The organism is Microcoleus sp. K4-B3 (genome assembly GCF_036704615.1).
In the GTDB taxonomy this organism is placed as follows: Bacteria; Cyanobacteriota; Cyanobacteriia; order Cyanobacteriales; family Microcoleaceae; genus Microcoleus.
This window is the reverse complement of sequence record NZ_JAUBSF010000001.1, coordinates 14,161-26,787: the sequence shown is the minus strand read 5'-3', so window position 1 is coordinate 26,787 and position 12,627 is coordinate 14,161. Positions and strand designations below refer to the sequence as shown.

General features: G+C 44.6%; 13 protein-coding genes. 8 read left to right on the top strand and 5 right to left on the bottom strand.

Going from position 1 to position 12,627, the window contains the following annotated elements; translation table 11 throughout:
• Nucleotides 1-98 precede the first annotated feature (98 nt).
• From QUA78_RS00140 to QUA78_RS00125, 4 genes are all read right to left on the bottom strand, one after another.
• On the bottom strand, nucleotides 99-1,529 hold the full coding sequence (locus tag QUA78_RS00140; protein WP_333299617.1) for an MFS transporter: 1,431 nt from the start codon (nucleotides 1,527-1,529) through the stop codon (nucleotides 99-101).
• 213 nt (nucleotides 1,530-1,742) lie between these two features.
• Nucleotides 1,743-2,303, bottom strand: a complete 561-nt coding sequence (locus QUA78_RS00135; RefSeq protein ID WP_333299616.1) for a Uma2 family endonuclease — start codon at nucleotides 2,301-2,303, stop codon at nucleotides 1,743-1,745.
• Between the two features lie 59 nt (nucleotides 2,304-2,362).
• Complete coding sequence (locus QUA78_RS00130; protein ID WP_333299615.1) at nucleotides 2,363-2,917, bottom strand: hypothetical protein; 555 nt, start codon at nucleotides 2,915-2,917, stop codon at nucleotides 2,363-2,365.
• A gap of 119 nt (nucleotides 2,918-3,036) precedes the next feature.
• On the bottom strand, nucleotides 3,037-3,714 hold the full coding sequence (locus tag QUA78_RS00125; protein WP_333299614.1) for an ATP-dependent Zn protease: 678 nt from the start codon (nucleotides 3,712-3,714) through the stop codon (nucleotides 3,037-3,039).
• Nucleotides 3,715-3,955: 241 nt separating this feature from the next.
• Between QUA78_RS00125 and rseP the strand changes: the two genes are divergently transcribed.
• The 6 genes from rseP to rpsN all read left to right on the top strand — a co-directional run bounded on the left by rseP (nucleotide 3,956) and on the right by rpsN (nucleotide 7,913).
• Nucleotides 3,956-5,056: an RIP metalloprotease RseP gene (gene rseP / locus QUA78_RS00120; RefSeq protein WP_333299613.1), complete on the top strand. Its 1,101-nt coding sequence runs from the start codon at nucleotides 3,956-3,958 to the stop codon at nucleotides 5,054-5,056.
• A 209-nt stretch (nucleotides 5,057-5,265) separates the two neighbouring features.
• A complete protein-coding gene (locus QUA78_RS00115) occupies nucleotides 5,266-6,003 on the top strand; it encodes a Uma2 family endonuclease (RefSeq protein ID WP_333299701.1) in 738 nt (245 codons plus the stop codon).
• A 35-nt stretch (nucleotides 6,004-6,038) separates the two neighbouring features.
• Nucleotides 6,039-6,686, top strand: a complete 648-nt coding sequence (gene nth, locus QUA78_RS00110) for an endonuclease III (RefSeq protein WP_333299612.1) — start codon at nucleotides 6,039-6,041, stop codon at nucleotides 6,684-6,686.
• A gap of 160 nt (nucleotides 6,687-6,846) precedes the next feature.
• Nucleotides 6,847-7,098, top strand: coding sequence for a hypothetical protein (locus QUA78_RS00105; RefSeq protein WP_172188151.1), 252 nt, complete (start codon nucleotides 6,847-6,849; stop codon nucleotides 7,096-7,098).
• Nucleotides 7,098-7,430 carry a type II toxin-antitoxin system RelE/ParE family toxin gene (locus QUA78_RS00100; RefSeq protein WP_333299611.1) on the top strand — a complete coding sequence of 111 codons (333 nt, stop codon included), beginning with the start codon at nucleotides 7,098-7,100 and terminating at the stop codon, nucleotides 7,428-7,430. Before QUA78_RS00105 ends, QUA78_RS00100 begins: the two co-directional genes overlap by 1 nt.
• 180 nt (nucleotides 7,431-7,610) lie before the next feature.
• Nucleotides 7,611-7,913, top strand: coding sequence for a 30S ribosomal protein S14 (rpsN, locus tag QUA78_RS00095; protein WP_006633844.1), 303 nt, complete (start codon nucleotides 7,611-7,613; stop codon nucleotides 7,911-7,913).
• A gap of 139 nt (nucleotides 7,914-8,052) precedes the next feature.
• Here the strand turns inward: rpsN and QUA78_RS00090 are convergent, their stop codons facing one another.
• Nucleotides 8,053-8,382, bottom strand: coding sequence for a hypothetical protein (locus QUA78_RS00090; protein WP_006633845.1), 330 nt, complete (start codon nucleotides 8,380-8,382; stop codon nucleotides 8,053-8,055).
• A gap of 46 nt (nucleotides 8,383-8,428) precedes the next feature.
• Between QUA78_RS00090 and aat the strand changes: the two genes are divergently transcribed.
• Both aat and QUA78_RS00080 read left to right on the top strand, forming a co-directional pair.
• Entirely contained in the window at nucleotides 8,429-9,025 is a 597-nt protein-coding gene (gene aat, locus QUA78_RS00085; protein ID WP_445301573.1) for a leucyl/phenylalanyl-tRNA--protein transferase, read from the top strand.
• 115 nt (nucleotides 9,026-9,140) lie between these two features.
• Entirely contained in the window at nucleotides 9,141-12,617 is a 3,477-nt protein-coding gene (locus tag QUA78_RS00080; RefSeq protein WP_333398488.1) for a HEAT repeat domain-containing protein, read from the top strand.
• Nucleotides 12,618-12,627: the final 10 nt, after the last annotated feature.

Below are 12,627 nucleotides of genomic sequence, written 5' to 3'. Positions count from 1 at the left end.
GAGTTCGCCAGTGATGGGAGGATTGTTATAGATGCCCGGATTAGCTGTTTGTAGTTGTTAGTTTGGGATTTGACTAATTACCCATTACTGATTAAAGCTTACTGCTTGTCTGCTTTTTTTTCTCGGAGTTTCAACAAAATTTCTGCATGAACTTCGCGAGTAATCGGATAAAAATATGTGAGAATCATGCCAGCAATTAAAGCAATTGTCGGCAGCGGCCCGATCGCAACTCGAATCGCAAACAGTGCAGACTCTGGCTGTACGGGTGCTGGCTGTCCGGGAACTGTAGATAGAAATCCAGCTCTTTCTAACGCTTGGCCTACCAACCACAAACCCCCTGCCAATCCGATTTTTTGCAGCAGTACCATAAACGAATAGAAAACGCCTTCGCGTCTTTCTCCTGTTTGCAGTTCGTCGAGTTCGATCACATCCGGTATCATCGACCAAGGTATTAGATAAGCTGTGGAAACTCCTACACCTGCCATGACTGCTAGCAGGTACATCTGCAATACTTGTCCTGGTTGGAGGAAAAATAGTCCAGCTTGGGCAATAATCCACAAACTCATGCCCATAAAATATACGGCTTTTTTGCCGTATCTCTCGCTGACTTTACTCCAAACAAATAGCATGATTAATGCAGTGCCTTGAACTGCGATCGCCACCAAGCTAAAAACGTACTGTGGCTGTTGCATCCAGTTAACAACAAAGTAGGGGATAATAGTAGCAGTCAACTGCACTCCCAGCCAAGAAAAAAGATAAATTCCAATCACGTACAAAAAAGGGCGATTGCTAAATGCAATCTGCAACTGTTCTTTCAGTGGCAAGGATGTAGAATTATCTAGTTCTGCGTTTTCTAATAGTTGGGCTGCGACGTGCTTGCGAGTTCCCAAAACGCACCAGTACAAAGGCAAGACAGAGATAACTGCACAGATTGCACCTAATACTAAATATTGTTGATTCGGGTTCTTTTCAAATACAGCAAAGATAATTAGAGCTAAGATTAATGAAAAGATGCTGCCGCCAATTGAGAAAGCAAACCGAAAACTATTAAGGCTAGTGCGTTCGTTGTAGTCTTGAGTAAGTTCTGGAGTTAGGGCAGTGTAGGGAAGATTGACAGCCGTGTAGGCAGTGTTGAACAAAATGCTGATCGCAACATAGTACCAAAATAACACTGTGTGATCCGTGCTAGGTACAATCCACTGCAATAAGAAGAATATGCCGAAGGGAATGCCACCATATATTATCCAAGGATATCGGCGGCCCCAAGGGTGAGAAGTGCGATCGCTCAAAACCCCCACAATCGGGTCGTTTATGGCATCCCAAACCTTGCCAACTACCAAAATATTGCTGGCTAAGCCGGCAGGTAAACCAGCGACATTGGTAAAGAAAACTAGCAGGTAAAATGCCAACACATTCGCGGTAATTGCCGGGCCGAGGTCGCCGGCACCGTAAGCTAATTTTGTTGAGAAACTGAGTTTTTGTGTTGCGGGATTGTTGGCGGCTGGTTGAGGCGGGGAAGTGTTGCTCATAAACTTTGATTTCGGGATGTTTTTGCAGTCACAGTCTTTCCAGTAGGAGTATAACTCACGCTACGCCCTAATACTAAGTTTTTTGTAGCGATCGGGACGACCCTGAAGATTTGGTAATTGATAATTGGGTAATTGGTAATTGATAGGTTAGTGGGGGCGGGTTTACCAGATTATTTGTCTGAGGCAATTATTTTTGGTAAAACCTGCCGCTACTTAAGGAAACAGTTGCGAAATCTGAACTTCTATTTCTCGAAAAGCCAGCATTGACAACAAAACATCATCTTCATTAAATACTGTTTCTTGTCCGTAGTTTGCCTCGCCCGGTTCGCGAAAAACATAAACTTGCCGCGTGTTAACATCCAGTATCCAATAATCAGTAATTCCCGCCTTAGCATACGCCGGTGCTTTCCGCCTGCGGTCTGTTTCTAAAGTCGTGTCAGCTATTTCTATTAATAATAAAATATTGTCGGGTGCGGGATGAAAATCTTGGTACAGCCGAGGGTCGATTTGCACTACAGCAATATCGGGTTCTGGTTCTGAATTATAGCTTAGAGCGATCGGGTCTTGGATGCGAATTAAAGCAAATCCTGTCAGCAGATTTCTCAGATAGTCCGCTGCACAGAGATTAGTTGCTGCGTGGGGAGGATTTTTTGCACTCATTGAAATAATTTGCCCGTCAATTAATTCGACTCGTTCATCGGGATTGAGAATGCCAGTTTCGGTCATGCGGCGGTATTCGCCTACAGTCCACAAGCGTACATCTGTTACAGTCATGGCACAATTTCCTTTTGCGGTATTATCTATTATCGATTCACATTCTAGTTTTTCTTAAATTACTGGGTCAACAATCTAGATTTTGCTGTAATTGCTCCCACACACCACAAAATAGCATTGACAATCTCCGATCGCTGAATATCTTCTTCATCTAAAAAACTTGCAAACTCTTCCTCAATATTCAAATGGTCTGCAAAATGATAAAGTATGCGCTTGTATTCAGTTGGCATCGGTATTAAAGTAGCTTTCACTAAATCTAAAAGCGGGTTCAAACAGTTGAGGATAGTAGCTGACTCGTCAAAATCTTCGGCATCGAGCAAGTAAAGCGTTTCTGCTATGTCACAAATAGCGTCTATTTGTGTTGGTAACTTTTCCAGTTCGCTGACATCGATATCGCACAATTGGAGAGCGTTAATCGCTAATTCTGGACGGCTAAAAAATACAAGTTGACCGCCGGCTACTAAAGGCGGCTCTTGTTCTCCATAGACAATTAGAGTATATAGATTCGGTACTTCGGTGTCGGGGTCAATGCGGAAACCGAACAGCCACAGCAATTTTTCTGGATTTGGGTTCGCTGTTTGGAGTGTTGTTGCAAAATTTTTGGGTTCTGACATGAATTTTTAATCCCTATAAAATTTACGCTCTTAAAGCCGGTTTCTACGCAAAATCTGGGTTTTAGTAACAAATATACAAAGACACCGGGTCGATCAGGCAAGAGTGCGTAATCTTTCTCCTACAAATTTTGCTGGATAATGTCGCAGCATTCGGCGACGGTTGCTCTTTCTTCCATTCCTGCGACTAGGGCTTCGTAAGCTGATTGGTGGCTTTCAATGAGGTTTTTTGCTCGCAGCGAACCCCAGTTTTGTTTGAGTTGAATTTCGGAACTGGGACGGCGCAGTTGTGTTAAAATTGCGCTGATTTTTGTACGGTCTTCTGCTCCTCCTTGTGCGCTGCCGTAAACAAATTTTTCGGCGACTATGCCGGCCATCCACACGGTGCAGTATTGGTCTAAAAGTTGGGCGGAAAGAGTACCGCTTTGGAGTTGAGATGCTAATTGTTCGTCTTCAAATCGGACGCCGCCTTGGGCTGTTTGACCTTGTTTAAATGCTTCCCAAGCGCTGAGGGCGTAGCTGGTTACGGGAATTCCCAACAGGTGCGCGACTAGGAAGTGTCCGGCTTCATGGTGAAGGATACGATCGCGCTTTTGTTTGGAACTTCCCCCCAGCCAATCTAATAAAATTGTACCGCCTTGACCTTGCCACTGGAAACTGTCGAGAGTAGCTAGCCCCAACAGGCAAAAAGTGGCGATCGCAGGTACGGCTTCTGGCAAGTTGAATAGGGGCCCCAACAATATTGAAACGGTGATGGCAAAGATAGAAATAGCGATAATATTCAAAGAAGTGTCTTTCATAATTGGAAATGGGTAACTGAGAATTGGTAATGGATAATTTGTAATAGGGAATTGGTTTTAGAGGTAAACTCAGGTACGATCGCGCGATCGGTTTGGCAGCATCGGTTCGATCGCAGCGCCCGGGACTTCCGACAAAAACACCACCTTCCAGTTTGACTGAAAATTGTCGCTCCGAAGCCACCGATATTAAAAAGATATTAAAATAAATCAAAGTCCAGTAAAAGTGTTAGTGGAATCCTTCATGTCAGTTTTGGCAGCGATCGCAGTTTTAGGTATCTTGATTGTCGTTCACGAACTCGGCCACTTCCTGGCGGCGAGACTTCAACACATCCACGTCAACCGCTTCTCTATCGGTTTCGGGCCCATCCTCTGGAAGTACCAAGGCCCGGAAACTGAATACGCCCTCCGCGCCTTTCCCCTGGGAGGTTTCGTGGGTTTTCCGGACGACGATCCAGACAGTACAATTCCCCCAAATGACCCGAATTTGCTCAAAAATCGCCCCGTGCTCGATCGGGCGATCGTCATTAGTGCAGGGGTAATTGCCAACTTAGTTTTTGCTTACTTCCTGCTGGTGGTGCAATTGGGCACTGTCGGCGCGGCAGAAATGAACTACCTACCGGGAGTTAAAGTCCCGGAAGTCGCCGCGGAAGTCAGTTCTGCCGCGAAACAAGCGGGAATTCGATCGGGTGACGTTGTTCTGTCTGTTGACGGCAAGGAATTGGGCGCTTCCCGCGAAGCAATCAAATTATTGGTCGCAGCAATCCAAGATCATCCCAACCAACCCCTAGCGTTGGAAATTCAGCGCCAAGAACAAAAATTTGTGGTGACAGTAACTCCTGAAGAGTCGCCCGACGGCAAAGGTCGCATTGGCGTGCAGCTAACTTCTAACGGCACAGTCGTGCGGCAGAGGGCAGGAATTGTAGAGGCGTTTAGCAAGGCAGCCAAAGAATTTGAGCGGATTGTGGTGCTGACGGTTCAAGGTTTCGGGCAGTTACTTAGCAATTTCAGCCAGACTGCCGACAAGTTGTCCGGGCCTGTGGCGATTGTGGCGATTGGTGCAGGGATTGCGCGATCGGATGCTGCGAGTTTGTTTCAGTATGCTGTGTTAATTAGCATCAATTTGGCTGTGATTAATATCTTGCCTTTACCTGCTTTAGACGGCGGTCAGCTAGCTTTTCTGTTGATAGAAGGACTGCGGGGCAAGCCTCTGCCGAACCGCATTCAGGAAAATGTTATGCAGACTGGTTTGATGCTGTTGCTGGGTTTGGGAATTTTCTTGATTATTCGGGATACAGCTAATTTGGCTGGGTTCGATTTGATGGGCAATCTTCGGCAACAATAGTCAGTAGTCAGTAGTCAGTAGTCAGTAGTCAGTAGTCAGTAGTTGGTTGTTATTGGTTATTGATTATTGATTATTGGTTATTGATTATTTGTTGGTTGCCACTAATAACCTATAAGATTAGTCAACAGTTAAAAATTAACAGTCATCAGTCATTACAGCAATTTTGACTCATGACTAATATTCGGTCATTAAATTTGGTAAAAAAAGCAATGATTACACAACTGCAATCTCCCGAAAAATCAAAAATAGTCTACCCAGATGACAACGGAGAACCCATGTCAGATAATACCGAACAGTTTCGATTAATCGTCTGGATTAAAGAAAATTTAGAACTTTTATTTGCTAGCGTTGCTGATGTTTTTGTGGCGGGTAACTTACTGTGGTATCCAGTAGAAGGAAATAATAAACTTGCTCAAGCACCAGATGTGCTGGTAGCCTTTGGCAGACCGAAAAGATATCGAGGTTCCTACCAACAGTGGAACGAAGATAACATTCCGCCGCAAGTCGTGTTTGAAATTTTGTCGCCGGGAAACCGTCTAACTCCGATGATTCAAAAATTCAAATTTTACGAACGCTACGGCGTGGAAGAATATTACTTGTACAACCCTGAACAAGTGGATTTAACTATATGGCAGCGTCGAGACCAAGAATTAGAAGCTGTAGAATCGGCGGACGGTTGGGTAAGTCCCAGACTAGGAGTGCGGTTTCAACTGTCAGAAACCGCACTACAAATATTCGGACCTAACGGAGCGCCATTTGTAAGTTTTGTCGAACTCGCTCAACTGCGAGAGCAAGCAGAATCAAGAGCTGAACAAGAACAGCAAAGGGCCGAACAAGAACGACAAAGAGCCGAACAAGCAGAAACTTTGCTGGAACAAGAACGATCGCGATCGGAAGCTTTAGAAGCTCGACTCCGCGCAATGGGAATCGACCCCAATATTTTGTAAATCACTAATGGCTAATGACTAATGACTAATGACTAATGACTAAAAAGTTAAGTTTAAAACAACGATCGCTCGAAATTCTGATTCGCCTCAAACGCCTCTATCCAGAAGCTCCTTGTACTCTCAACTACGAAACTCCCGTGCAGTTGCTGGTGGCGACGATTCTCTCGGCTCAGTGTACGGACGATCGAGTAAATCTGGTAACGCCGGGTTTGTTTGAGCGTTTTCCCGATGCGGTTGCTTTGGGAAATGCTGATTTAGAAGAATTGGAACGTCTCGTGCGATCGACTGGTTTCTACCGCAATAAGTCTAAAAATATTAAAGGTGCTTGTCAGGCGATCGTCAATAAATTTAACAATCAAGTGCCGCAGCGGATGGAACTGCTGATAGAATTGCCCGGAGTTGCCCGCAAAACGGCTAATGTCGTTCTCGCCCACGCTTTTGGTATTAATATGGGCGTGACCGTAGATACTCACGTCAAACGTTTGACTCAGCGGTTGGGATTGACCGAACATACCGATCCTATAAGGATAGAGCGGGATTTGATGATATTGTTGCCGCAGCCGGATTGGGAAAATTGGTCGATTCGGTTGGTTTATCACGGCAGGGCAGTTTGTAATGCGAGAAATCCGGTTTGCAATATTTGCGAACTTGCAGATTTGTGCCCTTCTGCTAATATTTCGTAGGGTGCGTCAGTGCCGAGGCTAGCAACTAGCATTAAAATATAGAATCTGACGCACCTTACAATTGCTGAAATGAACAGTTTATAAATGAACTCGATCGGTCGCTGGTTTTTTGAGTTTGCTATAATTCTTGTCAACAGCTTAATACTAAGGAAGTAAGTATATGAGTATTGCGATTTCCCTCAGTCCAGAAATAGAGGCACTACTTCGTGAAAAAGCCGATCGGGAAGGACAAGATATTAGCCTTGTTGCTGCCCAATTGCTAACTCGGATATTAGAATGGGAAGCCCGAGACTCTGAAGAAGCTATTGAGGGTATTCAGGAGGGGTTAAATGATTTTGAGTTAGGACGGTTCCGTTCTTTTGATGAATTTGCTAAATCACAGCGCACCAAGTACAATTTTCCAGCGAATTGATGACATATATCATTGAAATTTCTAGCGTTGCAGAAGCACAAGCTGATAGTGCATTCCTGCTATTATCTCAGATGACATCACCAGAGAAAGCAAGGGAGTGGTATGAGGGATTGTTGAAAGCGATCGAGTCTTTATCGGCGATGCCAAAACGCTGTCCTATAGCCAGGGAGAATCAATACTTCAGTAAAGAAATTCGGCAATTACTTTACGGTAAAGGGCGCAACTCATACCGCATTCTTTTCACTATTGCCGAAAGTGAAGATGTGTCCGCAGTTCGCATCCTCCACATTCGACACGCTGCACAACAAACTCTTGGCGAGAACCAGGAGTAGTTCCTAGGGTGCGTCAGCTCGAATTAGAGCAACTGTCGATCGCACAATATGAACTGACGCACTCTACAAATCAGATCAGTTGTTGTGTATAAATAAAAATATTTAAAACTAAAGTCATCCGAAATCACCAAAATATAGTAAAATAGTAGATTGTGATTTATCTAAGGATATCAACAGATTATGGCTAAAAAGAGCATGGTCGAGCGCGAGAAAAAGCGCCAGAGACTCGTAGACAAGTACGCCGACAAGCGGGAAGACCTGAAAGACCAGTTTGACCAAGCTAACAATCAGATGGACAAAATGGCGATTCACCGCCAACTGCAACAGCTACCCCGCAGCAGTTCGCGGACTCGCTTGCGGAACCGCTGCTGGGCAACTGGACGGCCCAGAGGTTACTATCGTGACTTCGGACTGTCTCGCAACATGATGCGAGAAATGGCTCACGAAGGTCTTTTGCCCGGTGTTGTGAAGTCTAGCTGGTAGCACGAAGGAAGAAGGAAGAAGGGAGAAGGAAGAAGGAAGAAGGAAGAAAGAAGAAAAAAACTCACGATTAATCGGCAGGATTATGTTTGGGGTTGATTTTTGTTTCAGACTTATGAGTTAAATTTTCCTCCTTCTTGCTTCACTGGCCGCAGCATTTATCGATGCCGAGACTTTCGAGTAACAAGTCGCTGACGGCATTGGCGATCGCAAATTCGCCGTAGAAGCTTTTAGAAAAATCATAAGCCTGCATTTCGGTGACGATCGCAATTACGAGGCTGCCCAAGTCGTTTTCCCCTTCCATGCGCTGGCGGACATAGATTTGGGCAGCTCTTTTAGCTATTTGCTGGTTGGCTGCTTCTGGGATAAACTCGGAGTCTAGCCATGCCAGCAGCGTTTGTTGGAGCCATTGGCCTTCTTGTTCGGGGTTTTTGGCGGGCGGTAAGGTAATAGGTTCGATGGTTTCAGACATGATTATTCCTAATTGCTAATGTTGACTTTGAAAAGTTAACTGACAAATGACAACTGATAAATATATGCAATATGATATACCGACAATTATACAAGGATATGCCCAAGGCTACTTCTTGATGGCAAATGACGGGGAGGAGAGTTTGGGGTGGTATTCGAGCCGGCAGCGGGCGCTGATTCCCCTGGATGAAAGATTTACCTATCCGAAATCCCTGCGCCGCCAAATCAATCAAAATAGATTTTCGGTGGCTGTGAACCGCGATTTTGGGGCGGTGGTTGAGGGTTGTGCCGATCGCGAAACAACTTGGATTTCTAGGGAACTCAAACAGATTTACTGGGGTTTGTATGAGGCCGGTTGGGCTTACAGCTTCGAGACTTGGTGTGGCGACGAATTGGCGGGCGGTATTCTCGGATTGTCGATCGGCGGTGCGTTTATTGGGGAGTCGATGTTTTACCGAATTCCCGAGGGTTCTAAGGTGGCGATGGTGAAGTTGGTGGAGAGATTGCGCGATCGATCTTATCTACTTTTCGACGCTCAAATGAACAATCCGCACTTGGAAAGATTCGGAGCTTATACTGTTAAGGAAAAACTGTATAACACTCTTTTGCAAGCAGCTTTGAAGCGCCGCTGCTCGCTATTTTGAATATTTTGTCAGTAGGGAAACGGCAGTGCCGTGTCCTCTGCCCTATCCTCACCCCTAGCTAAACTTTTCAGCCCCGGTATAATGTTTCTAAAGTATACAAATCGAGAAAAAAGCAATGGTAGAACCAGTCAGCGCGATTTTGGGGTTGTTGGTGCAACCTATTTTGACGGAATTGGCTAAAGCAGCTTTAGACGACTACGTTAAAGATTTTTTTAAAGGTTGCATTAAAGATGTTGAAGGACTTGCTAAACAGCCTTTCGCTCAAAATGCTGTTCGCGATGCCATTAAAGGCTTTACTATATTATTGGAGCAGGAATTAGAGCGATCGGGTTTAGATAAAAAACAAATTAAACAATACCTGGAACCTTTAAAACAATTTATCAAACAATCTCCTGTGCGCCAAGTTTTGGGAAGTGCGCTTCAAGCAAATTGTCGGGTTTTAGATACTGCTATCTTAGCTCAGTCTTGGCAAACTTTGACCTTACAACATCGGGTGCGACGGATTTTCCCCACGTTGACTCGGATCGTACCTTCTAATTTACTTAAGGAGCAACCAACTGCTTCGCTCCCCGATGCGTTTAATTGGGAACGAGTGGCAGAAAAATATCTGGCAAGCGTTAAATTAATTATACAGCAAAATGCGGAACTACGAGAAATTCTGAATGCTCAAAATTTAGACGGCATCTTGGGACGTTTGACAGATAGTAGTCCAATTCCGGCTGATTTTAACTTAGAAAGTTATCAAGAAGGACTGCGAGAACAATATGAATATTTGGATTTAGGTAATTTACCTACTAGGCCGGGAGAATACGAACGACAACTGACAGTTAAAGAAGTATTTATTCCCCAAAATGCGCGATCGTGTCAGGAATATTTGCCGAAAGATTATGAATTACCCAAGGAGATTCAAAAGCTATTGCGGGAACGGGGAGACATAGCAGCCGAAGTCCGTCCCGAAGATTTGGAACGCTACCAGCAAGCTTACACTCAACAGCAAACTCGCTCTGTTTTGGAAGTAATTGATGATGTCAATTACCCTTATTTAGTCATTCTCGGCGATCCGGGTTCTGGGAAATCTACGCTCTTAAAATACCTGGCGCTTCAGTGGGCAAAACTGTCTCCCAATCAGTTGTCATCTCAACCGATTCACTTACTGATTGAATTGCGAAAGTACAACCGCAGTAGAGTTGAAAAAGAGTGCAATAATTTTCTAGAATTTATGGAGCGCGGTTCTAGTTGGATCGGGCATTTAAACAAATCTATTTTGCACGAATGGCTGCAAGCTGGCCGCGCTGTTGTCATGTTTGACGGGCTAGATGAAGTCTTTGAGGTGCAAAAACGCAATCGTATTGTTGACCAAATTCATAACTTCACTCAAACCTATTCAACGGTGAAAGTTATTGTCACTTCTCGCGTGATTGGCTACCAGCAGCAACGGCTAAAAAATGCCGAATTTCATCACTTCATGCTGCAAGATTTTGAACCGGAACAAATTCAAGATTTTATCCAGAAGTGGCACCAACTGACGTTTACAGACCGCTTGAAAAAAGCTGCAAGTTTAGAACGATTGGATAAAGCCATTGGGGAATCGAGGGCGATTCAAGAGTTAGCTGGAAATCCGCTGTTGCTGACGATGATGGCAATTATGAATCGCAATCAAAAGTTACCGCGCTTTCGAGCTAAACTCTATGAAGCAGCCTCAAAAGTGCTGCTACATAAATGGGATTTTGCGGAGAAAGAAGAGCTTAGTAATGACAAAATTGATCCTGATTCAATTGATGAAGAAGTCAAACAAAGTATCTGCGGGCGAATTGCCTACAAAATGCAGTCGAGTGAGAAAGGATTAGCCGGAAATATTATTAGTCGCGATGATTTGCGGCAAACTATAGCGGAATCTTTGAGCGGGTTGATGGGAATTGATCCAACTGTTTGTGCTAAGTTGATGGTAGAGCAACTGCGGGAGCGCAATTTTATTTTGTGCTTCTTGGGTGGATACAATGAGGATTATTTCGCTTTTGTCCATCGCACGTTTTTGGAATATTTTTGTGCTTGGGAGTTGGTGGGGCAATTTGAGAAAGAAAGAACGCTGGAATTAGATGGTTTGATTCAAATTTTTCGGGAACACTGGCGAGATGAGTCTTGGCATGAAGTGTTGCGTTTAATGGCGGGAATGCTAAAAGCTAAATGTACAGGTGACATCCTGGAATATCTGATTGGTGAAAATGGGGAAGCAGACAAGTTTAGCAATCTCTTTTTGGCGGCGCAGTGTGTTTCAGAAGTCAAGAATAGAAATGATATTGCTGTTATTGCTAGTCAATTGCGTGATCGAGTTAAAGAGTTAACTAAATACGGAAATATCACTGGTTCTACACCTCAAGAATATAACATCCTAGTTTTTCAAATTCGCAGACAAGCAGTAGCAGCAATTGCAGCCACTTGGAAAGATGACCCAGAAACTTTACCCATTCTCAAACAACTGGCTCAATCTGACGATAATTGGCATGTGCGACAAGCAGCAGTACAAGAAATAGCACGGGGGTGGAAAGATGACCCAGAAACCTTACCCATTCTCAAACAACTGGCTCACTCAGACGATGATGGGTATGTGCGACAAGCAGCAGTACAAGAATTAGCACGGGGATGGAAAGATGACCCAGAAACCTTATCCATTCTCAAACAACGGGCTCAATCAGACGATGATTTGCATGTGCGATATACAGCAGTACAAGAATTAGCACGGGGGTGGAAAGATGACCCAGAAACCTTACCTATTCTCAAACAACTGGCTCAATCAGACGATAATGGGGATGTGCCATATGTAGCAGTCAAAGAATTAGCACGTGGGTGGAAAGATGACCCTAAAACCTTACCTCTCCTCCAACAATTGGCTCAATCAGACGATAATGGGGAGGTGCGACGTGCAGCAGTACAAGAATTAGCACGGGGGTGGAAAGATGACCCAGAAACCTTACCCATTCTCAAACAACGGGCTCAATCAGACGATGATTTGCATGTGCGACAAGCAGCAGTACAAGAAATAGCACGGGGGTGGAAAGATAGCCCAGAAACCTTACCCATTCTCAAACAACTGGCTCAATCAGACGATGATGGGTATGTGCGACAAGCAGCAGTAAAAGAATTAGCACGGGGGTGGAAAGATGGCCCAGAAACCTTACCCATTCTCAAACAACTGGCTCAATCAGACGATCATTGGGCTGTGCGATATACAGCAGTACAAGAATTAGCAGGGGGGTGGAAAGATGACCCAGAAACCTTACCCATTCTCAAACAACTGGCTCAATCAGACGATCGTGGGGCTGTGCGACAAGCAGCAGTACAAGAATTAGCAGGGGGGTGGAAAGATGACCCAGAATTATTTGAGTTATTGTGCGATGTTGCTATCAATGACCCCTTCGATCGCGAGGATCAGTGGCCAAATAATCCCCGGCAAACAGCTCTTGCAGCTATTATTGAACTCGATCCACATCGCTCTCAAACTTTAGAACTTGTGCGCGATCGCGCTCAGAACGATACCGACCAAGAACTCCGCGAATTTGCCCAGAAAGAATTGACCAAATTAGAACGCCAATGAGCGATATATT